The 22,403-nt window shown below is 60.8% G+C and carries 21 protein-coding genes; 9 read left to right on the forward strand and 12 right to left on the reverse strand.

Features of this window, described 5'->3' with window-relative positions:
- Positions 1-20 precede the first annotated feature (20 nt).
- Genes AC5S27_RS19715 through AC5S27_RS19725 form a run of 3 tightly spaced genes read left to right on the forward strand, consistent with a single transcriptional unit; the run spans position 21 to position 3,016 of the window.
- Complete coding sequence (locus AC5S27_RS19715; protein WP_493936270.1) at positions 21-1,400, forward strand: NfeD family protein; 1,380 nt, start codon at positions 21-23, stop codon at positions 1,398-1,400.
- 44 nt (positions 1,401-1,444) lie between these two features.
- Positions 1,445-2,254, forward strand: coding sequence for a slipin family protein (locus tag AC5S27_RS19720; protein WP_493936271.1), 810 nt, complete (start codon positions 1,445-1,447; stop codon positions 2,252-2,254).
- 42 nt (positions 2,255-2,296) lie between these two features.
- Positions 2,297-3,016: an SPOR domain-containing protein gene (locus AC5S27_RS19725; protein WP_493936272.1), complete on the forward strand. Its 720-nt coding sequence runs from the start codon at positions 2,297-2,299 to the stop codon at positions 3,014-3,016.
- 148 nt (positions 3,017-3,164) lie between these two features.
- Here AC5S27_RS19725 and AC5S27_RS19730 read toward each other — a convergent pair whose 3' ends face one another.
- From AC5S27_RS19730 to mtnP, 11 genes are all read right to left on the reverse strand, one after another.
- Positions 3,165-3,875, reverse strand: a complete 711-nt coding sequence (locus AC5S27_RS19730; protein WP_493936273.1) for a lysophospholipid acyltransferase family protein — start codon at positions 3,873-3,875, stop codon at positions 3,165-3,167.
- On the reverse strand, positions 3,872-5,359 hold the full coding sequence (gene mpl, locus AC5S27_RS19735) for a UDP-N-acetylmuramate:L-alanyl-gamma-D-glutamyl-meso-diaminopimelate ligase (RefSeq protein WP_493936274.1): 1,488 nt from the start codon (positions 5,357-5,359) through the stop codon (positions 3,872-3,874). Before mpl ends, AC5S27_RS19730 begins: the two co-directional genes overlap by 4 nt.
- A 109-nt stretch (positions 5,360-5,468) precedes the next feature.
- Positions 5,469-5,696, reverse strand: a complete 228-nt coding sequence (locus AC5S27_RS19740) for a hypothetical protein (protein WP_493936275.1) — start codon at positions 5,694-5,696, stop codon at positions 5,469-5,471.
- A 27-nt stretch (positions 5,697-5,723) separates the two neighbouring features.
- On the reverse strand, positions 5,724-6,668 hold the full coding sequence (locus AC5S27_RS19745; RefSeq protein ID WP_493936276.1) for a S66 peptidase family protein: 945 nt from the start codon (positions 6,666-6,668) through the stop codon (positions 5,724-5,726).
- Between the two features lie 217 nt (positions 6,669-6,885).
- Positions 6,886-7,788, reverse strand: a complete 903-nt coding sequence (gene dapF / locus AC5S27_RS19750; RefSeq protein ID WP_493936277.1) for a diaminopimelate epimerase — start codon at positions 7,786-7,788, stop codon at positions 6,886-6,888.
- Between the two features lie 4 nt (positions 7,789-7,792).
- Positions 7,793-8,524, reverse strand: a complete 732-nt coding sequence (locus tag AC5S27_RS19755; protein ID WP_493936278.1) for an MgtC/SapB family protein — start codon at positions 8,522-8,524, stop codon at positions 7,793-7,795.
- Positions 8,525-8,598: 74 nt separating this feature from the next.
- Positions 8,599-10,305 (reverse strand): ArnT family glycosyltransferase, encoded by a 1,707-nt coding sequence (locus AC5S27_RS19760; protein WP_493936279.1) that lies wholly within the window; start codon positions 10,303-10,305, stop codon positions 8,599-8,601.
- Positions 10,306-10,419: 114 nt separating this feature from the next.
- A complete protein-coding gene (locus AC5S27_RS19765; RefSeq protein WP_493936280.1) occupies positions 10,420-11,358 on the reverse strand; it encodes a PfkB family carbohydrate kinase in 939 nt (312 codons plus the stop codon).
- A 40-nt stretch (positions 11,359-11,398) separates the two neighbouring features.
- Positions 11,399-12,076 carry a hypothetical protein gene (locus tag AC5S27_RS19770; RefSeq protein ID WP_493936281.1) on the reverse strand — a complete coding sequence of 226 codons (678 nt, stop codon included), beginning with the start codon at positions 12,074-12,076 and terminating at the stop codon, positions 11,399-11,401.
- Positions 12,076-12,306 carry a hypothetical protein gene (locus AC5S27_RS19775; RefSeq protein ID WP_493936282.1) on the reverse strand — a complete coding sequence of 77 codons (231 nt, stop codon included), beginning with the start codon at positions 12,304-12,306 and terminating at the stop codon, positions 12,076-12,078. Before AC5S27_RS19775 ends, AC5S27_RS19770 begins: the two co-directional genes overlap by 1 nt.
- A gap of 60 nt (positions 12,307-12,366) precedes the next feature.
- Positions 12,367-13,233 (reverse strand): S-methyl-5'-thioadenosine phosphorylase, encoded by an 867-nt coding sequence (gene mtnP, locus AC5S27_RS19780; protein WP_493936283.1) that lies wholly within the window; start codon positions 13,231-13,233, stop codon positions 12,367-12,369.
- 361 nt (positions 13,234-13,594) lie between these two features.
- Between mtnP and AC5S27_RS19785 the strand changes: the two genes are divergently transcribed.
- On the forward strand, positions 13,595-15,217 hold the full coding sequence (locus AC5S27_RS19785; protein ID WP_493936284.1) for an EAL domain-containing protein: 1,623 nt from the start codon (positions 13,595-13,597) through the stop codon (positions 15,215-15,217).
- Complete coding sequence (locus tag AC5S27_RS19790) at positions 15,214-16,827, forward strand: EAL domain-containing protein (RefSeq protein WP_493936285.1); 1,614 nt, start codon at positions 15,214-15,216, stop codon at positions 16,825-16,827. The genes AC5S27_RS19785 and AC5S27_RS19790 overlap by 4 nt, the downstream gene beginning before the upstream one ends.
- Here AC5S27_RS19790 and AC5S27_RS19795 read toward each other — a convergent pair.
- A complete protein-coding gene (locus AC5S27_RS19795) occupies positions 16,824-18,407 on the reverse strand; it encodes a hypothetical protein (protein WP_493936286.1) in 1,584 nt (527 codons plus the stop codon). The two genes, AC5S27_RS19790 and AC5S27_RS19795, sit on opposite strands and share 4 nt — an antisense overlap.
- Before the next feature lie 152 nt (positions 18,408-18,559).
- Here AC5S27_RS19795 and ygfZ point away from each other — a divergent pair, with 152 nt between their 5' ends.
- From ygfZ to AC5S27_RS19815, 4 genes are all read left to right on the forward strand, one after another.
- Positions 18,560-19,681: a CAF17-like 4Fe-4S cluster assembly/insertion protein YgfZ gene (gene ygfZ / locus AC5S27_RS19800; RefSeq protein WP_493936287.1), complete on the forward strand. Its 1,122-nt coding sequence runs from the start codon at positions 18,560-18,562 to the stop codon at positions 19,679-19,681.
- A 56-nt stretch (positions 19,682-19,737) separates the two neighbouring features.
- Positions 19,738-20,445 (forward strand): DUF1844 domain-containing protein, encoded by a 708-nt coding sequence (locus AC5S27_RS19805; protein WP_493936288.1) that lies wholly within the window; start codon positions 19,738-19,740, stop codon positions 20,443-20,445.
- Between the two features lie 65 nt (positions 20,446-20,510).
- Entirely contained in the window at positions 20,511-21,350 is an 840-nt protein-coding gene (locus tag AC5S27_RS19810; protein ID WP_493936289.1) for an MBL fold metallo-hydrolase, read from the forward strand.
- Positions 21,347-22,285, forward strand: a complete 939-nt coding sequence (locus AC5S27_RS19815; RefSeq protein WP_493936290.1) for a bifunctional riboflavin kinase/FAD synthetase — start codon at positions 21,347-21,349, stop codon at positions 22,283-22,285. The genes AC5S27_RS19810 and AC5S27_RS19815 overlap by 4 nt, the downstream gene beginning before the upstream one ends.
- Positions 22,286-22,403 lie beyond the last annotated feature (118 nt).

Below are 22,403 nucleotides of genomic sequence, written 5' to 3' on the forward strand. Positions count from 1 at the left end.
AACTGAGGCGGGAGGGATCCATGTGCGCATTCCTGAAATGCACTCCATTGCTGCTTTTCCTGGGCATGCTTGCTGCTCCTTTCGCGCAGGCCGCTCCACCGCAGCCGCTTGTGTATCGCCTCGAAATCCGCGACACCATCCAGCCCATCACGGCTGGCCGGCTGGATCGAGCGCTGGAAATCGCCAACCGAGACCACGCCGAAGCCCTCCTCGTCGAACTCGATACTCCCGGCGGTCTGCTTGACTCCACGCGGCACATGGTCGGCGCCATTCTGGCTTCTCGTGTTCCGGTGATCGTCTACATCGCTCCCGCCGGAGCCCGCGCGGGGTCGGCTGGATTCTTTCTGCTCGAAGCCGCCGACGTTGCAGCCATGGCCCCCGGAACCAATGCCGGAGCCGCCCATCCCGTCCTGTCGTCCGGAACGCCGGACGAGACCATGAAGATGAAAATGGAGAACGATGCGGCCGCCTTCCTGCGCTCCTACGCCGTGCCACGCGGACGCAATGCCGATCTTGCCGAAACCGGTGTCCGCAGCTCCAAGTCCTTTTCCGCCGATGAAGCTCTCAGCCAGCATCTCATCGACCTGACCGCAGCGAACGACACACAACTGCTCTCTGCGCTCGATGGCAGAGTCGTCAACCGCGTGGTCAGCCAGTCCGGTTCCGTCACGCTGCATCTGGCGAATGCGCAGATCGTGGATCTGGCACCTACCCTGCGCGAAGGGATTCTGGGCTTTCTCGCAAATCCCAACTTCGCGCTGCTGCTGCTCGGCGGTGGCATCCTGCTTATCTACCTGGAATTCAATGTGCCTGGCACCATCGTTCCCGGAGCGCTGGGGACGGTGATGGTCCTGCTCGCCGTCTTCGCGCTGGACCTGCTGCCCATCCGCAATACCGCCCTGCTCCTTCTCCTCTCGGCGGTCACGCTGATTGTGCTTGAGCTCAAGTTCGCCAGCCACGGCATCCTGGCGCTTGCCGGGATCGTCTGCCTCACCTTTGGCATGCTCACCCTGATTGATGCGCCTATCCCCGAGCTGGCAATCCACCCCGCCGTCGCCTGCGGGCTTGCAGCCGGTCTAGGCATTCTTACGGTGGTGCTGCTGCGTCTCGCCCTGCGCGCTCGGCGTACCAAGTTCCTGATAGGCCCGGCCGCGCTGGTCGGCCTGCCGGCTATTGCGATGGAGCCGCTTCGGCCGGCCACGGATGCCTCGGTTTTGAGTGAATTCGTGGATCGAGACTCGCCGAGCCGGCCCGGCTACATCGAAGTCCGGGGCGAAATCTGGCAGGCCACGGCTCCGGCGCCGGTCGCCGCGCAGACACGAGTCCGTGTCACCGGCTTCCATGGGGATATTCTTGAGGTTCAGCCCGTGACCGAAGCTCCACCTTCCCCCGCACGCTGAGCCTGCGTACGGAGTACAATCCGACCTGAGCGGGGTTCCATCACATGGTCATTTTCGGTTCCACTTTCGTGCTGATTATTGCGGGCATCGTTGTTTTGTATCTGCTGAACTCCATCAAGATTCTTGACCAGTATGAGCGCGGAGTCATCTTCCGGCTTGGCCGCGTGCTTTCGGAGCCGAAGGGTCCCGGCGTCGTGCTGGTCTTCCGGCCTCTCGATACGATGCGCCGCGTGACGCTCCGGCAGCAGGTGATGGAGGTGCCTCCGCAGGACGTGATCACCCGCGACAATGTCACCATCAAGGTCAACGCCGTGGTGACGCTCAAGGTCATCGCGCCCATCCTGGCCGTGGTTGAGGTGGAGAATTACGCTTACCAGACTTCTCAGTTCGCCCAGACCACGTTGCGGTCTGTCCTGGGCGAAGTTGAACTGGATGAGCTACTTAGCCATCGCGACAAGCTGAATCTGCGCATTCAGGACATCATGGACCGACGCACTGAGCCTTTTGGCGTGAAGGTGCTGTCTGTCGAAGTGAAGCAGGTCGATCTGCCAGAGCAGATGCTGCGCGCCATGGCGAAGCAGGCTGAGGCGGCCCGCGAAGCGCGCTCCAAGATCATCCACGCCGAGGGCGAATTCAACGCGGCGCAGAAGCTGGTCGAAGCCGCTCACCTGCTGGCGACCGAGCCGCTGACCATGCAGCTCCGCTACCTGCAGACGCTGACCGAAATCGGCGTTGAAAAGAACACGACCATCGTCTTCCCGCTGCCGATCGATCTGCTTTCGCTGGTGCGGGACGCCATTCCGAAGCTGGGCTCGCCGAGTGAGCTGGCCAAGCCGAAGATCGTGGAAGTATAGGAATCGGAACGATTTATATTTGAGGAGAGCAGAGAAGCAGGCATGAGAACCGCATTCAAAGACGAGGAAGAGTTGGTCGAGGCTGACCAATTGCCGGAGTATGACTACGACCAGCCTACGGGCCGTGAGCTGAGCCTCAGCTCTACGACGCTGCTGGCAATCTTCTTCGGTCTGGTTCTGGTCTGCGGGCTCTGCTTTGGACTTGGGTATACGCTTGGCCGCCGCGCTACTTCTGATTCCACGGAAAGCGCCAGCACGGTGCAGCCGGCCTCTTCTTTGCCGGTGAGTTCGCAGCCCAAGCCCTCTGCTGGGTCGCCTTATAAGCCGGCCCAGCCGGAAGTTGAATCTCAGCCACCCGCACCGCAAGTTGTTGACAGCGCTGCAGATGACACCCCACCCGAGCCGACTCCTGCTGTTGTGAAGCCAGCAGTTCAGACCACCGTTCCCGCCCCCGAGCACCCCGCTACGCCTACGGTGAAGCCCGCTCTGCAGCCCGTCGCAGCCGTGACAACGCCGCAGCCGGCTCCTGTTCCTGCTCCTGTTCCGGCGGGGATCATGGTGCAGATTGCGGCGGTTTCGAATCCTGCGGATGCCGCAGTGCTGGTGAGCGCCTTGCAGAAGCATGGCTACTCCGCGATCACGCGTCGCGAGGCTGCGGATACTCTGACGCATGTGCAGGTGGGGCCTTTTGGTACCCGGGCTGAGGCGAATGTGATGCGCCAGAAGCTGCAGGCGGATGGCTACAACGCTTTCCTGAAATAGCTGAAAACTGCTTGCAGTAGCGTTGGAGACTTCGCAATAAGCGCCGCACAATGCGCAATGCTTGTGGCACGCTGCGCAATCCGCGTCCTTCCAATGCGCAATCGGCGTGCGACGATGCGCAATCCGCGTGCGGATTTCCCGCCTTATCTTACGATTGCATGGACTCGGGCAGACCGGCGGCGATCGAGGCTCGAACTGCCTGCATGAGAGCTTCACGATCGGCGAAGCTGGCGGCGTAGAGCGCCGGATGGAAGACTACCCGGGCGGTGCCGGGCAAAACCTGCATCGATCCTTTGTGCATCATCGTTTCGGTACCCGAGATCGACACGGGGATGCAGGGCGCGGCGCTGTCCTGGGCAAGGTAGAACGGCCCTTTCTTGAAGGGCAGGAGCTTGCCGTCGCGGGAGCGGGTGCCTTCGACGAAGGTGGTGATGTGGATGCCGCGGGCGAGGACGCCTTTAGCCAGGCGGGCGCTCTCCTGGGCTGCTTCGACGTTGCCCTCGCGGGTCACGGGAACGAATTCTGCGAGACGCATGGCGTAGCCGAGGATCGGGATCTTGCGCAGCGAGCTCTTGTAGAAGACTGACGTTCGACCGGGGATGACTGAGGTTAGCACCGGCGGGTCGAGGTTCGAGACGTGGTTGGCCATGAAGATGCAGGCCTGTCCTGTCGGGATGTTTTCCAGTCCTTCGACGTGCAGGCGGATTCCGGCGAGCGCGAATGCTACGCGGACGATGAAAAAAGAGGCCGTATAGAGCGGCATGAGCTGGCCGGTGATCAGGAACCAGGGCATGCACACGACCGCGGTGGGGATCGACATCAGGGCGATCACTGCGATGACGAAGACGGTCCGGATCATGCTTGCACCACTTTAACGCTTCGCTCTTGCAGGCGTTTGGGCAGCTTTTCGTAGATGCCGTCGAAGCCGCCGTTGGAGAGGATGGCGATGACGTCGCCCGGCTGGACTTGGCTAGCGAGCGATTCGACGATGGCGGCTACATCGGCGCAGAGTTCGGCGGGGGTTCCGGCGGCTTTGATAGCGGCGACAACCTGTTCGGGGTGGAGGCGCTCGGCTTCGGGGATGCGCTGCTGCTGGTAGACGGAGTCGAGGATGACGTGGTCGGCGAGGGCGAGGCTTTCGACCAGTTCCTTCTGGAAGACATTGCGGCGGAGGGTGTTGGAGCGGGGCTCGAGGACGGCCCAAAGCCTTGCGTTTGCGTAGACCTGACGGAGGGCGCGCAGGGTTTCGCGGATGGCGGTGGGGTGGTGGGCGAAGTCGTCGATGATGGTGACGCCGTCGATGACAGAGCGGACTTCGAGGCGGCGTTTTACGCTGCGGAAGCTGGCCAGCGCCTGCTGGATGGCTTCGACGGGGATACCGTGGTTGGCTGCGAGCGCGGCGGCGGCGGTGGCGTTGAGGGCGTTGTGCTCGCCGGCCAGGGTCATTTCGAATTCGGCCCAGGGTTCGCCGTTATGGTGGACCTGCCACTTGCTTTTGCCGCCTTCATGGCGGAGGTTCTTAAGCTGCCAGGTGGAGCCGTCGGCGAAGCCGTAGCGCTCTACCCTGCAGAAGGCGTTGGCGACGCATTCGGTCACGTTGGGGCTTCCGTCATATGCCACGATCACGCCGCGACGCGGGACGAGGTTGACGAGGCGTTTGAAGGCGGTTTTGACGTGGGGCAGGTCTTCGTAGATGTCGGCGTGGTCGAACTCGACGCTGGTGAGGATGAGGCCGTCGGGGAAGTAGTGGAGGAACTTGGGGCCTTTGTCGAAGAAGGCGGTGTCGTACTCGTCGCCTTCGAGAATGAAGGTCTTCGTTGGGCGGAGCTGGTAGCTGGTGCCGAAGTTTTCGGCTACGCCGCCGATGAGGAAAGACGGCTCCGGGGTGCCTGCGTTGTTGGCGGCGGTCTGGTAGATCCAAGACAACATGCTGGTGGTGGTGGTCTTGCCGTGGGTTCCAGCTACTACAAGCGATTCCCTTCCCTTCAGGAACTCTTCGTGGAGGACGGCTGCCATCGAGGTGAACGGGATGCGTTCGTCGAGGACGCGTTCGACTTCGGGGTTGCCGCGGGAGAGAGCGTTCCCGACTACGACCAGGTCTGGCAGCGGGTCGAGGTTGGCTTCGGCGTAGGGCTGGGAGACCTGGATGCCCATTTCGCGGAGCTGGTCGCTCATGGGCGGGTAGGCGGCGGCGTCCGAGCCGGAGACGATGCAGCCTTTTTCGCGCAACAGCCCGGCGAGGGAGGCCATGGCGGTGCCGCAGATTCCGATGAGGTGGATGTGCTTCGGTTTTGCTAGCTGGTCTAGCGGATTGAATGGGTCGCTCGTGGGACTTGCGGTCATAGGGACAGTATCTCAGCCGATGGGGCGGGCTTTCAGCCCTTGGGTTTGATTTCGTCTTTTACCTGGGGCGTTGCCCCAGGCTGGTATGGAGCGGGCCTTTGGCCCTGCGTCAAGTCAAGTGCAACAGCAGATTCCCTTCGGGAATGACAGAAAGAAAAGCAAGGACAAGTGCAACGGCAATAGCAAATACAACGACAAAAGCAAACAGCAGATTCCCCCGGGGAATGACAGAAAGAAAAGCAAAGGCAAGTGCAACGGCAAAGGCTAACAGCAGATTCCCTTGGGGAATGACAAACAAGAACGGCAAATGCAAAAGCACAAGCAACAGCAAAGGCAAAGACGAATCAGTGATTTGGTTTTCGCTTTATCTGGCTACTGCTGGTTCGAGTAGTTTTAGTTCGGGGTCGAGGGTGGCGGTTAGTTCTGCTTCTACGCCGAAGGTGAGGGTTACGTTGGCGCGGGAGACGTGGCCGCTGCGCAGGCCTATGGCGATTGGGCCGTCGAAGTCGTCGAGGGCGTTGAGGATGACTTCTTCTACTAGATTTGCTGGGGCGCCGGGGGAGATGCAGTCGAGCATTTCGCCGAAGATGATGCCTTTGACGCCATCGAGCTTTTCGGCTTGCTTGAGCTGCCAGAGCATGCGGTCAATCTGGTAGGGTTTGGCGCCGACGTCTTCGAGGAAGAGGAGTTTGCCTTCGGTTTGTGGTTCAAAGGCGGTGCCGAGCATGGCGATGAGGATGCTGAGGCAGCCTCCGTAGAGGGTGCCGCGGACGGGCTGAACGTCTGTGCCGGCTTTAAGCAGGCGGAGGCCTTCGGCCTTGCCTACTTTGTAGGGTTCGCCGGAAAGGGCGGCGAGCAGGCTGGGCAGGTGGACGCCGTCTTCGCGGCCGAAGTCGGGCGAGACCATGGGGCCGTGGAAGCTGGGCAAGTTGAGGGTGTCGAGCAGGGTGATCTGGAGGGCGGTGAGGTCGCTGTAGCCGAAGAGCGGCTTGGGGTGGTCGCCGAGTACGTCCATGTCGAGCTCGTCGAGGAGGTAGTTAGCGCCGTAGCCGCCGCGGGTGGAGAAGATGACGCGGATGGTGTCGTCGGCGAAGGCGGCATGGAGGTCGAGGAGGCGCTGCTCAGTGGTTCCGGCGAAGTAGAGCGGGCCGCGGGTGAGCATGTGCGGGGCTTCGACGGGGAGGAAGCCGAGGTTGCGCAGGCCGGTGAGGCCGCGGTCGATCTTGGCGGGGTCGGGGGTGGAGGCGGGCGAGATGACGGCGGCTTTGACGCCGACGGCTGCGGCCTTGGGGCGGAGTAGGTCGGTCATCGGGATGCCGTCCCGGTGCGTTGGGGATGGAGCGGGCCTTCAGCCCTTGGGGTTCTTGGGCGAATGCTTCCCTGGGGCGTTGCCCCAGGCTGGTATGGTGACGGACCTTTGGTCCTGATTTCTTGAGTTGACGCTAGGGAATGGCGAAGCCGAGATTCAGGCCTGCACTGGTCTTCGGACGAGCGGCGGTGGCATGACACGAGTTTGTGATGAGTCATTACCAGGCCTCGCCGGTGGCGATCAGGGTTGCGGGGCCGGTCAGGTAGAGCTTTTCGCCGGGGCCTGCCCATTCGACGGTCTGTGCGCCGCCGGGGGCGATGACTTCGAGAGGCGAGGCTGCTTCATAGACACCGATCATGGCTGTTGCTGTTGCGGATGAGCCGGTGCCCGAGGAAGTTGTGGGTCCGACGCCGCGCTCGAAGATGCGGAAGGCTACCTGATTGAGAGCTTCTGCGCCGCTGCTCAGGATGCGGACGAATTCGACGTTGGTCTGCTCGGGGAAGTCAGCGTGGAAGCAGATCTCTTCGCCGATTTCTTCCCAGGAGCGATCGCCGAGAGAGAAGTCGAGATTGGCGAGGGCGGCTTCGCTGAGATCGTTGCTGCTGGAGCGGTAGAGGTCGCGGCGTTCGAAGCTGTCCATGAGGATGACGAAGTGGGGGTTGCCCATGTTGACGTAGACGCCTTCGATGGAGGTGCCGTCGGCGAGTTCCACCGTCATGACTTCAAACTCGGGGATATCCATGTCGGTGGTGATGAGGGCGGTGGGGCCGGCTTCGTCGGAGTCGCGGAAGCTGTCGATGGTGCAGATGCGGAGGCCGGCGTCGGTTTCGATGGCGAGCTCGTCGCCGGGCTGGGAGTTGAGCTCGTCGGCCATCCAGGCGGCGACGCAGCGGGTGCCGTTGCCGCTGATTTCGGCAATGGAGCCGTCGGCGTTGTAGAGCTGGATGCGGCCGGAGAACTCGCCGGTGGACTCGAAGAACTCGATGCCGTCGGCGCCGATGCCGGTGTTGCGTTCGCAAAGGCGGCGGGCGAGTTCGGCTTTGTCGTAGCCGTCGGCATCCTCGGTACGGATGATGAGGAAGTCGTTGCCGCAGGCGTGGGCTTTGGTGAAGGGGATCATGAAATTAGTCTTGCTCCGGATCGCGGTAGGTTTTCAGGGTTTCGATGGTGGATTCGGTGCGCAGGTGGGACTGCATGCGTTCGTGGCGGCGCTTGGTGGCGGTGACGGAGAAGCTGATGCGTTGTAGGGTGCCGATGGGGCTGCGCTCGATGTTGGCGAGGCGCTCATCGACGCGGTCCATGATGCGGAGGATGCAGGTGAGCATGCCGGTTTCGTCTTCGCCGCGGGCTTCGTAGATGAGCGGGTAGGCTTTGAGGCTGACCTTCCACTCGATGAAGCCAAGGGCGAGCATGGCGAGGACGACGATGGCGGTGGCGATGATGGCGGGGAGGAAGAGGCCGGCGCCGCAGGCCATGCCGATGGAGGCGACGACGAAGATACTGGCGGCGCTGGCGAGTCCGCTGACGCGGCTCTTGTTGTGGAGGATGAGGCCGGCGCCGAGGAAGCCGATGCCCTGGACGATGTTGGCTGCAACCTGGCCCTTGTTGTTGCCGTTGTCGCCGGCGAGGATAGGCGACATGAGGGTGAAGAAGGCGCAGCCGAGACAGATGAGCAGGTTGGTGCGGATGCCGGCGGACTGGGCTTTCCATTCGCGCTCGATGCCGACGAGGGAGCCGAGAACGCAGGCGACCAGGAGGCGCTGGATGGCTTCGTTGGAGATGATGTTCTGCTCAAAGCCGCTGAGGTTGAGCGGCAGGAACATGAGCGCTGCGTCGATATGGGCTAGGGTGGTCATGGTTTTGCGGTCATGGCTGTGCTGTCAGCGGACTTTGAACTGCGCTGAACCTTTGCCCGATGCTATCACTGGCGTCATCGCGTTGTTGAGGGTTGCGTGGCGGCGGGTGCAGGAGGGGTAGCGGGAAAGTCATCCCGGACGTAGATGGTGGCGTCGGGCTGATCCCAGCCTTTGAAGGGGGAGTGGTAGCGCTGGTAGAGGCGGAGGTGTTCGGGATGGGCCTTGATGGCCTTGTCGATCTCGTCGCCGGTGAAGGCGAGGACGATGCTGGCTTTGCCCGCTGGATCGGCGAGGGCGGCGTGGTAGAACTCCTTGTCGCTCTCGTTGAGGGTCTGGCGGTAGGTGAGGCCGGAGTGGGGGACGATGCTAGGGAAGGTTGAGCTATCCATGAGGACTACGCCGGTCGGGTCTGCGGTGTGGAGCTGGCGGAGGGCGTCGGCGAGGACCTGGTTGTAGTAGCCACGCGATTCGGTGTTCTTCTGGCCTTCGACGAAGATGAGCGGGCCCTGGCGCATCATGATGAACTGGTTGGGAATGATGAGCAGGAAGAGGACGGCGATGGCGATCAGGCGAATTCGCGGCTTGTGGAAGCGGCGGAGCAAGGCTTCGAGGGCGAAGGCGAGGAAGAAGGCCAGCGCGGGGAGCAGCTCCATGCCGTAGCGGGTGTTGTACCAGGAGAATGGCGGCCAGACGGGGATGAAGATGGGCACCGAGCCGTAGCTGACCGAGTAGGCGTAGAACGGGAGCGGCAGCCAGAGAAGCATGGTCCAGGTGATGATTTTGCGGCTTTCGATGCCGGGGTTGGGACGGGAGTCGGTCGGGTTCGCGCGGCGGGTTCTGAGCGCTGCCAAAGTGCCGAGGGTGGCGAGGAGCATGAGAAGCCAGCCCCATTCGGCTTCTACAGCATCGAGCTCGGCGGCTTTGACAAAGTAGCGCAGCGCGACCCAGGGATTGTGCCAGCCGGGGTGCGGGTCGCTGGCGGAACTGGCGGTGCGGGCTTCGATGGCTTTGGCGGAGTAGGGGCCGCGCATGAAGTCCAGCCAGTCGCCGAAGATGGCGGCGTTATAGATCATCCAGCCTGCCGGGGCGAGCAGGAGGACGATGGATGCGGCGATGAATTGCTTCTGGAAGAGGCGGCCGCGGCGATAGAGGCAGATGGCCATGCCGACCCAGGCGAGGAAGGCGAGTATCCAGCCGTCGTAGCGGGTGTAGACGGCGGCGATGAGGACGGCGATTACGGTCCAGAGGAAGCGATTTTGGGATTTCGTGTAAGGGTCGAGGGGGTTGAGGCTCTGATACCACTCGGTGAGCAGGAGGACGGTCCAGATGAGCTCGCAGAGGAAGAGCGGCTCGGTCATGGCGGTGGTTTGGAGGTAGAGCAGATTGGGGTTCGCGGCGAAGAGGATCAGCGCGAGGCTGGATGCGGCGGGCGAGAGCCAGCGGCGCATGAGGCGGTAGAGCCCGATGCAAGCGAGAAGGTAGCAGGCGGCGGAGGGTATGACCGGGGCGAAGCCGTTGCGCCACCAGGGGTCGATGGCGAGGAACGGGACCATGAGCAGGTGGGGCAGCGGGAGCCAGACGGAGCCGAGCTGGGTGATGCCGGGGCGATGCGAATCGAAGAGGCGGCGGGCGATGTGGATGTGGGCTTCGGCGTCGCCGTAGAGAAGGAATGCGCTGTGAGCCCAGCTCCAGCAGATGGCCGCGATGGAAGCGGCGAGCGAGGCGGCCGTGATCAGCAGAAGTTCGAGTTGGCTGGGACGGCCGGAGCGGGTTGGGTTCATGATGATTGGACGTTCAGCGAGTGTGTGAACCGCAAGTAAGGGAAAGCATACCTCAGGGGCTGAAGCCCCCGCTTCACGTCTTATCCGGATGCCGGGGATAAATCCCCGGCCTACCTATGAATCGAGGTGGGTGAGCTGGCGGAAGAGCTGGAATCGCTCTTCGATCTCTTCGCGGGTGAGGTGCTGGAGGCGTTCGGTGGCGAAGCGCTCTACGGTGAAGGAGCCCATGACTCCGCCGTAGAACATGGCCTTCTTGAAGACTTCGGGAGTGAGTGCGGGTTGCGAGGCGATGTAGCCGAAGAAGCCTCCGGCGAAGCTGTCGCCTGCGCCGGTGGGGTCTTTGACTTCGTCGAGCGGCAGGGCTGGGGCGCGGAAGGGGTGGTGCGCGTCGAGGCCTTGCGACTTGAAGGAGTTCGGGCCGAAGAAGGCTGTCGCGCCGTATTCGCCGTGCTTGACGACGAGCGATTTGGGACCGAGATTGAGGACTTCGCGGGCGGCTTTGATGGGGTTGCGATTGCCGGCGAGGAGCTTGGTTTCGGTGTCGTTGATGAGCAGGATGTCGACGACTTCGAGCATCTTGAGCAGGTTTTCGCGATGGTCGTTGATCCAGTAATTCATGGTGTCGCCTCCGACCAGCTTCGCCGCGGGCAGGCCGTCGCGGACGCGGCGCTGGAGGACGGGGTCGATGTTGGCGAGGAAGAGGAATTCGGTGTCGAGGTAGGCTGCGGGGATCTTCGGCTCGAAGGTGGCGAAGACATTCAGGTCGGTCTGGAGGGTCTTGGCTTCGTTGAGATTGTCCGTGTACTGGCCGCGCCAGAAGAAGCTCTTGCCGTCGGCGCGCTCGATGCCCTGGGTGTCGATGTTGCGGGCCTTGAAGATAGCTTCGTGCTCGGCGGTGAAGTCGTCACCTACGACGGCGATGACGCGCACATCGGTGAAGTAGCTGGCGGCGAGGGAGAAATAGGTGGCGGCCCCGGCGAGGCTGCGCTCATAGCTGCCGGAGGGGGTTTCTACGGAATCGAATGCGACGCTTCCGACTACTGTGATGGACATGGCTTCCTTTTGGGCAATGAATGTTGTGCGACCGGAGCTGCTACGTTTTGATTTCGCGTTGATTACTAAAAGCGCCTTCGATTACCAAGCTTTCAAAGCCACTTTCGAACTCAGACAAAGCGTCTTCCACGCCTTTACGCAATGCTTCCATTTCCTTTGATCGTGCGATTCCAAGGAGTGATGGTGATGGTTTGTAAATTGCCGAGTGTTCGACTTCCCAGAAAAGCCCGAGCAGCATTGGCACTACCTGATATTCGGCTCTTACCTTACCAACTAGGCTACTCATCTCGTCTGTGCAATATCCAAAGTACTTGGATGCAAGCTGTTTGCCATCGCTATCGATGACAGGCTTCGGTGTCCAATCCTGAAAGTGGCCGCGCAGCAAAGAATCAGTTTCACTAAGCTTTGTTCCCGGAAAGACCAGAACACGGACCCCGGCCAAGTCCTTCAGGTGAAGGATGGAATACGCCTCTGGACGGTCTGGATCGAAAGTGCCGCCTTCCTGATCGAGGCGGAGTGACTTCAATGCGCTCTCGCAATCTTTCACACGGGACTTCACGATCAGCTGCTCGTAGTGGGCCAGTGAGTGAAATATTGGCAAGGTGTGATAGCGGATTTCTGCTTCCAGATGAGATGTTACTCTACGTATGTCTGGAAGCAGATCGAAATATTCTTCTCTAAGGCTCGCCAGAATTGCACGGTCATCTTTCCCGGGCATTACCCAAGCACACTTTCCAAGACTCGTTTTACGCCATCCGAAGGCTCTGAATTGAAGTAGAATTTCCAGTTCAGACCATCCGTATTTTCTTCGATCTTGCGAGTGATTTCATCTTCCGGATGATCATCCACAAACTCCAAGCTGAAAGCCTTCTTCTCAGCCTGATTGAAGTAAACATCCCTATCAAAGTTGTAGCGATAGTTAGCTTTACGAAGAATGTCTTTTTTCATTTTCGGCTCCGAGCTTGAAGCTGCACTCACGAAGATTGTAGCGTAAGCAGTCTGTTGCTTCTACCCCAGGTACTTTCCGAACAGCAGCTTGAGCCGTTCTTTGGCTTCGGCGGGGATGGCCGCGGGCTGGGTGAGGATGGCGAATTGGGCGGCGTTGGCGCAGGCGCAGGTGCGGCTGCCGGTGGGCAGAGCGGCTACGGTGGCGCGGACGACCTTGGCGGCGTTTTCTGCGTTCTGGTGGAGGACGGCTACGATCTGGTCGATCGTGACTGAATCGTGGTGCGGGTGCCAGCAGTCGTAGTCGGTGACCATGGCGACGGTGGCGTAGCAGATTTCGGCTTCGCGGGCGAGCTTGGCTTCCTGCAGGTTGGTCATGCCGACGACGTCTGCGCCCCAGCTGCGGTAGAGGTTGGATTCAGCCTTGGTGGAGAACTGCGGGCCTTCGATACAGACGTAGGTGCCGCCCTTCTTGCCGACGACTCCTACCGTGTCACAAGCAGAGACTGCAGCGTCCGCGACGACGGGGCAGACGGGGTCGCCGAAGGCAACGTGGCCGACGATACCGTGTCCGAAGAAGGTGCTGGTGCGCAGGTAGGTGCGGTCGATGAACTGGTCGGCAACGACGAAGTCGGTGGGCTTGTGCTCCTCTTTGAGGGAGCCAACGGCTGACACCGAGAGGATGCGTTCTACGCCGAGGGCTTTCATGGCGTAGATGTTGGCGCGGAAGTTGAGTTCTGAGGGAAGAATTTTGTGGCCGCGCCCGTGGCGGGCGAGGAAGGCGACCTGGCGGCCTTCGAGCGTGCCGAGAATGAAGCTGTCGGAGGGGTCGCCGTAGGGCGTATCGATCTTAGCTTCGTGGATGCCGGTGAGGCCGGGCATGCTGTATAGCCCGCTGCCTCCAATGATGCCGATTTCTGCCTTGTGCAAGCTCTTGCCCCCTGGACGGCGCTGGTACGCTTCTGCGCCGACGAAAAATCCGTGCAAACACCTCAGTATACTGGCCGGGGCCTTGCCATTAGGGGCGACGCACGCGACCGGATTCAGAGACGTGATGATGGGGCTTGCGCTCGTGTTTCGGGAGCACCATGCTTGGTACGAGCAATTTACGCAATAATTTGTTGCAAATGCGATAGACTCGGGCAAATGCTCCCAGTGGCTCTCAGCCGATTCAGAATGGATTGCTGATTCTCTGGCGTCAGGCATTTTGGGCCCCAGAAGGACTGGAAATGAACGCGGGCGAGCCTTGCGGCTCACACGCTGGGAAGTATCTGCGACGGAAAGGAATTGGGTGAAGGTCCACAATCGTTATCGGTTCGGTCGAGTGTGGCTCTCCGCCGCAGCCGTTGTGCTTGGCATTTTGGCGGGATATTTTGTGGGCCGGGAGTCGATTCTGCACGCTGTGCATAGCAGGCTTGATCGATATGCGCAGCGCGTGCTCGACCACGACGAAGAACTGGCCGCGGAAGTGTCCGCGACCTTGCGCAGTGCCAATGCCAATTCTCCTGAGATCTGTTCGGAGAAAGATATTGATTTTCTGCGGAGGCTCACCTTCGCTTCGCGTTTCATTAAGGATGTGGAGCGGGTGGAGAAAGACCGGTTTCTCTGTTCGGCAATCGCCGGACAGCATCCGGGACCGCTGCCGCAAAACTCACCCGATATCACGCTGCCCGATCATATCCGCATCTACCAGTCCTATCCGATCCAGGTGCCGGCGGGCGACCGCACAGAGGTCGTTGGCCTGGGGAATTCTCAGGTGGTTGTGAGCCAGGATGTCTTCGCTGACTTTTCTCAGAAACCGATCCACTACGCTGTCGGCGTCGCGGACGCGACCCGGCTGGATGACAAGGGCCTGGTGCGTAAGCCGGAGAAAGGCTCCGTTGCTGAGCGAGGGGTCGCCCGCCTCTCGGGCGTAATGGGCGTTGAGTGGGTGCCTTCGGCAGCTTTGGGCGCCGATGGGGTGGTGCGGCTGGACGGTACTCTCTACCGGTCCCGCTGCTCAACAAAATATGCAATCTGCGCGGTCGCCTATGTGACTTTGCCGGAAGTGTGGGGAAACTATCGCGGCTTGATGACCGGCTACATGGGCACCGGAGCGCTGGCGGGAATCTCGTGTTCGGTGGCGCTATTGATGGCCGGGCGCAAGAAGCGCAGCCATACGAATCAGTTGAAACGCGCCATTCTGATGGGCAAGCTTTCGGTGGCCTACCAGCCGATCGTGGAGCTGGGCAGCCAGCGCATTGTCGGCGCGGAGGCACTGGCACGATGGACGGACGAAGAGGGCGACAGCATCCGTCCGGAGACGATTATCGCCTTGGCTGAGGCGGAGGGATTTGTGAGCGAGATCACGCGATTTGTGATTACGCGCTCGCTCGATGAGTTGGGTGAGGTCTTTGCCAGCCATCCCAATTTCCGCCTGACGATCAATCTGGCGCCCTCGGATCTGACCGACCCGCGGCTGTTGCTACTGCTCGATGAACGGATGCAGAACTCACCGATCACGCCGGCGAATGTGACGTTTGAGCTGACGGAGCGAGCGACTTCGGACCGGGAAGTTGCGGTGGCGGCGATACGGCGGCTGCGCCTGCGAGGGCACTCGGTATTTATCGATGATTTCGGCACCGGCTACTCGAATCTCGCATATCTTACCGAGTTGAATGTGGATGGGATTAAGATAAACCGGTCGTTTATTGCAACGCTGGGCACGGACTCTGTAACGGCCTCGATCGTGCCACAGATTCTTGCCGTTGCCAAGGCGTTCAGCCTTACGGTCGTTGTGCAGGGAATTGAACGGGAGGAGCAAGCACTGTATTTTGCACTTGACGACCCGCATATGCTGGGACAGGGGTGGTTCTTTGGCCAGCCTATTCCGGCGAGAAGCCTGATGTATCTGTGCGCGGAGAAAAGCGAATGAGTTCCCTGATCCGGGCATCGACGACCTCTTCCCTGCTGCGGTCGGCTGGCATCATTCTGCTTTGCTCGGTTGTAGGCCTGACGATTGGGCTGGGCGTAGCGTACGAGGCGACGGAACGCAGGCTGGCACACTATGCGCAGCGGCTGATCCAGTATGCGGAGACGTACAACGCCGAGATCAATTCCACGCTGGATGCAGTGAATGCTTCACCGTATCCGTTCTGCTCGGATGACGACATTGCGCGGTTGCGCATGCTGGTCTTTCACGGCCACCTGGTGAAGGACATTGGCCGGGTACGCGATGGCATGATCTATTGCACTTCCATGCGCGGCCGTTTTGAAGTGCCGGTAAAGAAGGATAAGCCTGACCTGGTAACGAGGAGCGGACGAAGCATCTGGCTGAACCGCGCACTGGTCAGCGCGCCGGGGATGTCTGGCGATATTACACAGTCGGGTGAGGCGGACTTTGTGGCGTCGCGGGATACGTTTGGCCACCTGCAGGAAGCGCCGATGACGTACACGACGACGTTGACCAACCGGGCGACACAGCAGGTGGTTGCAACCGCCGGTGATCCATTGAAGCTGACCAACGAAGAAGTGCTGGCGGAAAAGAACGTGGTACGCAATCACACTTTCTACGTGGCGCGCTGCTCGGCGCTGTACGCTCCGTGCATGGTGGCGGGAATCGCGTTGAACGATGCCTGGCAGATGAACAACTCGCTGATTGGCGGGTTTTTCCTGATTGGCAGTCTGGCGGGGATCGGTCTGGCCATTACTTTGCAGCTTCAGCCAAGCAAGCGCAGCCTGGCGGCGCAGTTGCGGCGGGCACTGCGACGGAATTTGATTACCGTGGTCTATCAGCCGATTGTCGAGGTGAGAACCGGCAGGATCATTGGCGCTGAAGCGCTGGCACGCTGGACGGATGAAGACGGACAGTATGTTCCACCGGATGTGTTTGTGGCGGCGGCTGAGGAACTGGGCTTCATCGGCAAGCTGACGCGAGTGGTGTTGCGCGTGGTGGTCGATGAGCTGGGTGAATATCTGCGGACGCACCCGGACTTCAAGGTGAACGTGAACATTTCGGCGACCGATCTTGCCGATACACAATTTCTGCCCATGCTGGAGAAGCTGTTGAGCAAGCGCGGCATCGCTGCTTCGAGCATCAACATGGAGTTGACGGAGCGCTCGACGGCGGACCATCCGCTGGCGGTGGCGGCGATTCGCAAGCTGCGAGCGCGTGGGCACCAGTTTTACATTGACGACTTCGGGACGGGCTATTCGAGTCTTGCTTATCTGAACGAGCTGGCGGTGGACGCAATCAAGATCGACCGCGCATTTACGGACGCGGTTGGAACCGGTTCGCTGACGGCGGTGATCGTGCCGCAGATTCTGGCGATGGCTGCGAAGCTGAAGGTCAAGGTGGTAGTGGAGGGCGTGGAGCGCGCGGACCAGACAGCTTACTTTGCCGGTCTGGACCAGGAGATTCTGGCCCAGGGCTGGCATTTTGGCGAGGCGATTCCTGCGCAGGAGATGCTGGTGCTCATGGCCAGCAAGGCTTCCTCGGGGACGGCGGAAGCCTCCAACTCGTCGGCTGCTGAAGTAGCCGGCTAACGCAATAAGGCTGCTTTCATCATGCCGCAGGAGTGGAAGAAGCTGACCCAGTCTGACGAGAGGCTGCGTGCCGGAAGCGGACTTGCCGGGGTTGCTGAGGCCATGCGGACTTCGCCGGTTCCCTGACTGTCGATGACCAGAGAGGCGAGCTTGCGGGCTGTATCCAGATCGAAGCTCTCGGAGACAAACACATACTTGCCGCGCACGGTGATAGCGACCGGGCCTTCATTGGTGGAGTAGAGAATTTCCTCTCCCTGGGAGGACGCGGGTAGCTTGTTGGCGACGTCCAGCTTGACGCCGGAGTATTTGCGGCCAAGCTCGTCGGCGTAAAGACGGGAAAAGGCGCGGGCTGAGGCGTTGCTCTTCCATGCGGAGAGGTAGAAGAGTCCGATGGAGCCGGTCGAGGCCAGCTCGGCGGGGGTCTTAGCGCTGGTGGACTGGCCGGCCCAGTAGATGCCGCCGTCCCACGCAGGGGTGAGGTCACGGGCTGCGCCTTCCCCACCGAAGATCTGAGCGAGTATGCGCAGGTCGAGCTGGCCGACCTGGCCGATGTCGTAGGCCTTATAGCGCTTGTCGAGGATCGGGTGGATATCGGGAAGCACCAATACGGGCGACGGCTTCGAGAGCTCGTACACGCGGGGATTCATGACTTCCCAGCTTGAGGCCGGTGGGCGGTCGAGGACGCCGGCAAAGGCGGCCTTTTGCCCCTTGTCCATCCATACATCCTGCTCGAAGCTGAGGCCATCCTTATAGGGGAAAAGCAGGGATTCGCTGAGTAATAAAGGGGCGCGGGCGAGGACCGGTGAGTCGTCGGTGCCGGCCATCTGATCCTGCATCTGCTGGATCAGTTCGGGGTTCTTGATGATGCTGCGGCCGCTGGGCTTCAGGGAGTAGTCGATGAAGACGGCCATGGCCTGACCTTCGAGCGCGGCGGTGCGAGCGGTGTCGAGCTCGTCTTTGGCGAGGTGGTCGTTGTCCTGACCGACGTTATGGGGCAGGTCGGAGGGCGTTTGATCGTTCCACTTTTCGAGGTCGGTGTGCTGATCCTGGAGGGCGTGGGTGAGTTCGTGCACGAGGACCGGCTTCTGCGAATCGGGGTCGAGGTAGTCGAGCATATAGACGGTCTTGGTCTTGGAGTCGTAGTAACCGGCGATCTGTTCTTTGAGGAGTGAGAGCATGAACGGCTTGAGATTGAAGTCGCGGTCGAGCAGGCCGAATTTCTTGAGGACAATTTCGCCGCGCTGCATGCGCTTGGAGTCTTCATCGTCGTTGAACTTCTCGACGAGGTATTTTTCGACGGCGTCGCGCGAGGTAAGGGTGCGCTTCACGGAGCTCTTGACTGGCAGACCGGAGTCCTCCGAGGCGAACTTGATCAGTTCGTCTACGCTGCGAAAGAGCTCTCTGCCCTGCTCCGGAGTGATGTGCGTCTCGGCTTTGGGCTTGTCAGTTTGGGGCTGGGGTTGAGGCTGGGGCGGGGTCTGCTGGGCCCAGGCAGGGAACGTGAGCAGGGTGAGGGCGAGAAGCGCGGGGGTGGTGCTGCGGGTCACTGCTGGCTTGCGCTTCGTCTGAATCTGATTCATGCACTCTCCACGGAGGATTTGACTGGCCTTTGGCCTGCTGGGGCAGCGCCTTAACTCGGAATATACCCCAAGGCTATAATCAAGCCTTGGGCGCCGCTTGATTTCCTGCTGGAAATCGGGATGGCGCGGATGGAACGGGCATGGAGCAGTCGATGACGGAAGCGGAAGTAGCTACGGCAATTCCGGCAACACCCCTCGGGGAGTTCCTATCCGCGAGTACGGTGCTGGTTCCTTATCTGGGCGCGTTGTCCCCGCAACATTTGGACGCGCCAGAAGCGGAATCGACTGCAGTATTTCGCAGCGCGGCGGTGCATGACCTCGGCTGGCTGCGGCGGATTGCGGTGCGTGGTGAAGATCGCGAGCGCTGGCTGAGCGGGATGGTTACCAACGCTGTCGAGGGTCTGCCGGATGGGCGAGGGGCTTACAGCCTGGTGCTCAACGCTCAAGGGCGCATTCAGGGTGATCTGTATACGTGGCGGGCGAATTCGGCTTTCGGCGACGAGCTTGAGCTCGAGATTGCCGCCGATCAAACGGAGGCTTTGCTCGGCCACTTCGACAAGTTCATCATCATGGATGACGTGGAGCTGGTTCCCTTGCCTACGGAGGCTGCCCTTGGATTGACTGGCCCGCAAGCTGAGGAAATTCTGGCTTCGATTGGTTTAACTCCTCTGGCTGAGGCACTTACGAGCCGCGCGGGTAATGTGGACGGGATTGCCGTCCGGCTGTTTCGCGGTTACGGGACATCTCTCCCTCACTATCAACTCTGGACTGCGGTGGAGCAGATTCCGGCTCTTTGGCAGGCTTTGCTGGCTACGGGCGCGAAACCTGCCGGCGCGGCGGCTCTGGAAGTGCTGCGAATTGCCGAGGGGATTCCTGCCTATGGCGTGGATATTCAGAGCCGCGACCTGGCGCAGGAAACGGCGCAGACGCGGGCGCTGAATTTTACGAAGGGCTGCTATCTCGGGCAGGAGATTGTCGAACGGATTCGTTCGCGTGGGCAGGTGCACCGGCATCTGCGGGCGGTGGAGCTTACTTCGGAGGGTACGGAGTTGCCCCTGGTTGGGACGGAACTGCGTCTGGAGGGCAGCGCCGCGGATGCGAAGGCTGCCGGGACGTTGACTTCTGTGGCTGCCGTGCAACTTGGCGGTTTGCGGCGCATCTTTGCTATAGGGATGGTGCGGGCCGAGGCTGAGGTTGGCAACAAGAAGTTGACCTGGGCGACCGATTCCGCGAAAGGCGAGGCGAGAATTTTGCTTGCGCCGCCTGTCCTTTAACGATTTTTTCACTATGCGGCCTTTTGCCGCTCGAACGACGTTCTGGAAACGAGACTATGAGCGATACTCCCAAATTTACTGTTGTTGACCGCCGCAAGTTGCGGGAAAACGATGATTTTGAACCTGCAGCAGAACAAGTCCCGCCTGCTCCTGTGACCCCGTTAGCAGAAGAGCCTGTGGCCAGGCCTGTTCCCGTTCCATCGGCCGCGCCGCGATTAACGCTGGTTGAGCCCCCGGTTGCGGTCGCTGACAAACCAGAGGTTGACGATCCGGATGAAAAGCTCGATGAAGAGTTAGGCCGCTTCACTGAGGCGCAGGCTGGCGAATTTGGCGATGAGGACGAGGCAGGTCTGCCGCCTGTTCCCACGGTCGAGGAAGCGCGCTTTCAGTTGGCGACCTACGAGAAGGCTGCCGAACGGCTGGATGACCTGGTGCTGGCGCAAAACCCTGCGATTCCCAAGCCGGAGAAGATTGGATTCGACCATCTTGTGCAGCAGCTTTATCTGTCGGCGATGATGCAGATGGGCGCGGGAACTCCGGAGGGCCAGCGGCCGCGGATCGACATTCTGGGCGCGCGGCAGACGATTGACCTGCTGGGCGTGTTGCAGACCAAGACTAAGGGCGCGATCTCGGAGCAGGAGGAGCGGGTGCTGCGCTCGGCTTTGTACGAGGTTCGAGCGACCTTCCTGGAGCTGACGCGGATGATTGCCAATCAGCCGCCGGTGCCCCCGCCGCCGGGCTCGGGTTTTGGGGCGAAACGGTAACAATGGGCGATTCGCAACCAGGTTCTATCGAGGGAACGTTGACGTTCCTGGGAACAGGAACGTCGATGGGCGTTCCTTCCCTGGGCTGCGAGTGCTCCGTCTGCACTTCGGACGATCCGCATGACAAACGGATGCGGCCTTCGATTATGCTGCGATGGCCTTGCCCTCCCGGAGTTGAACTGCCAGTTGTGGCGCCGAAGGTGCGGAAGGGGGAGCTTCCCTTCCCTGCGCCGCCTGATCCGAATGCCCGGCCCTGCGAGCGAGTGGTGCTGGTGGATACCGGTCCGGATTTCCGCTCGCAGGCTTTGCGGGCTGGGATCAAGCGCGTGGATGCGGTGTTCTACACGCATTCGCATGCGGACCATATTCTTGGGCTGGACGATCTGCGGCCGCTTAGCTTTGCTACCTACAAGCAGTCGGGGCCGATTCCGCTGTACGTGATGCCGGAGACGCGAGCGGTGTTGGAGAGCATATTTCACTACACCTTTTCGCCGGAGTCGAAGTACATCAATAAGGCGCGCGTTGCTTTGCACGATGCCAGCGCCGGTGCGCAGGTGGCTGAGGTGCATGTCACGCCGATCCCAGTGCTGCATGGGACGCTGCCGATTACTGGCTATCGCTTTGGGAATGTGGCTTATATGACGGATGTGAGCACGATTCCTGAGAGCAGCTTCCGGCTGCTGGAAGGGTTGGATCTGCTGATCGTTTCGGCGCTGCGGCATGTGCCGCATCCCAGCCACGCGACGGTGGACCAGGCTGTGCGCTGGGCGAATCGCATTGGCGCGAAGCAGACTTTATTTACGCATATCTCTCACGATCTTGGTCATGCTGAGACCAATGCTCGTTTGCCCGAGGGGATTGCGCTGGCGTATGACGGGCAGACGATTCCGGTGAAGCTGGCATGAATACTTACTTTTCTTTGGACCAGGTTCCGGCTGATTTTGGGCCTTCGGTGGCGGTGATCGGGAACTTTGACGGGGTTCATCTGGGGCATCGTCAGGTGATCGGCGCGGTGACTTCGGAGGCTCGGGAAAAAGGCTTCCGGTCGATTGCGATTACTTTCGATCCGCATCCGGAGCGGTTTCTGCGGCCGGAGCAGGCTCCCAAGCTGATCACTCCGATTCCGGAGCGGCTGCGGCTGCTGGCTGCTACCGGCGTCGATGCTGTGCTGGTGCTGCCGTTCGATGATTCGCTGGCCTGCCTGAGTGCCCGGGACTGTGTACGCGAGATTCTGGTGGAGCGGCTTAGGGTTCGGTCGATGCATGAGGGGGCGAATTTTCGCTTTGGGCATCGGGCAGAGGCTGGGGTAACGGAGCTGGCTGAGTTTGGGCGCGAGTTTGGGTTTACGCTCACGGTGCATCCGGCGGTTGAGACGCATGGGCTTACGGTTTCGAGCACCGCGATCCGGCAGTTAATCGCTGAGGGCGATCTTCGGCGGGCGCGGTGGATGCTGGGGCATACGTTTGCGGTGCGATCTACGCAGGCCCGGGGGCGTGGGATCGGTACGCGGCTGCTGGTGCCTACGGTGAATCTGGCGGAGTACTCGGGGCTGCTGCCGGCGTTTGGGGTGTATGTGACTCGGCTGACGATTGGGAATCGGTGTTTTCAGTCGATTACGAATGTTGGGAACCGGCCTACTTTTGGGGCGGATTCGTTTGCGGTGGAGTCGCATATTCTCGACTTTGAGCCTGTGGATATGACTGAGGAGACGCCGCTGGAGCTGGAGTTTCTGATGCGGGTGAGGCCGGAGGTTAAGTGGCCTTCGCCTGAGGCGCTGAAGGCGCAGATTTTCAAGGATGTTGCGAAGGCAAAGCGGTATTTCCGGCTGCTCTCCCGCTGATTTGTTGGCCCCAAAATGCGAAATTTGGGCTCAAGGGGGAGGGGTGGTATTTTCACCTATTTCCGGCCTTAACCCTTTTCATGTTCATGACATACATGATCGTAACAATGCGCGTAAT

Source organism: Acidicapsa borealis (genome assembly GCF_059115245.1).

What these genes read in the sequence shown, in the direction of transcription:
- AC5S27_RS19715 (WP_493936270.1), top strand. Translation starts at nt 21, where the DNA reads ATGTGCGCATTCCTGAAATGCACTCCATTGCTGCTTTTCCTGGGCATG.
- AC5S27_RS19720 (WP_493936271.1), top strand. Translation starts at nt 1,445, where the DNA reads ATGGTCATTTTCGGTTCCACTTTCGTGCTGATTATTGCGGGCATCGTT.
- AC5S27_RS19725 (WP_493936272.1), top strand. Translation starts at nt 2,297, where the DNA reads ATGAGAACCGCATTCAAAGACGAGGAAGAGTTGGTCGAGGCTGACCAA.
- AC5S27_RS19730 (WP_493936273.1), bottom strand. Translation starts at nt 3,875, where the DNA reads ATGATCCGGACCGTCTTCGTCATCGCAGTGATCGCCCTGATGTCGATC.
- mpl (WP_493936274.1), bottom strand. Translation starts at nt 5,359, where the DNA reads ATGACCGCAAGTCCCACGAGCGACCCATTCAATCCGCTAGACCAGCTA.
- AC5S27_RS19745 (WP_493936276.1), bottom strand. Translation starts at nt 6,668, where the DNA reads ATGACCGACCTACTCCGCCCCAAGGCCGCAGCCGTCGGCGTCAAAGCC.
- dapF (WP_493936277.1), bottom strand. Translation starts at nt 7,788, where the DNA reads ATGATCCCCTTCACCAAAGCCCACGCCTGCGGCAACGACTTCCTCATC.
- AC5S27_RS19755 (WP_493936278.1), bottom strand. Translation starts at nt 8,524, where the DNA reads ATGACCACCCTAGCCCATATCGACGCAGCGCTCATGTTCCTGCCGCTC.
- AC5S27_RS19760 (WP_493936279.1), bottom strand. Translation starts at nt 10,305, where the DNA reads ATGAACCCAACCCGCTCCGGCCGTCCCAGCCAACTCGAACTTCTGCTG.
- AC5S27_RS19765 (WP_493936280.1), bottom strand. Translation starts at nt 11,358, where the DNA reads ATGTCCATCACAGTAGTCGGAAGCGTCGCATTCGATTCCGTAGAAACC.
- AC5S27_RS19770 (WP_493936281.1), bottom strand. Translation starts at nt 12,076, where the DNA reads ATGCCCGGGAAAGATGACCGTGCAATTCTGGCGAGCCTTAGAGAAGAA.
- AC5S27_RS19775 (WP_493936282.1), bottom strand. Translation starts at nt 12,306, where the DNA reads ATGAAAAAAGACATTCTTCGTAAAGCTAACTATCGCTACAACTTTGAT.
- AC5S27_RS19790 (WP_493936285.1), top strand. Translation starts at nt 15,214, where the DNA reads ATGAGTTCCCTGATCCGGGCATCGACGACCTCTTCCCTGCTGCGGTCG.
- AC5S27_RS19795 (WP_493936286.1), bottom strand. Translation starts at nt 18,407, where the DNA reads ATGAATCAGATTCAGACGAAGCGCAAGCCAGCAGTGACCCGCAGCACC.
- ygfZ (WP_493936287.1), top strand. Translation starts at nt 18,560, where the DNA reads ATGACGGAAGCGGAAGTAGCTACGGCAATTCCGGCAACACCCCTCGGG.
- AC5S27_RS19805 (WP_493936288.1), top strand. Translation starts at nt 19,738, where the DNA reads ATGAGCGATACTCCCAAATTTACTGTTGTTGACCGCCGCAAGTTGCGG.
- AC5S27_RS19810 (WP_493936289.1), top strand. Translation starts at nt 20,511, where the DNA reads ATGGGCGTTCCTTCCCTGGGCTGCGAGTGCTCCGTCTGCACTTCGGAC.
- AC5S27_RS19815 (WP_493936290.1), top strand. Translation starts at nt 21,347, where the DNA reads ATGAATACTTACTTTTCTTTGGACCAGGTTCCGGCTGATTTTGGGCCT.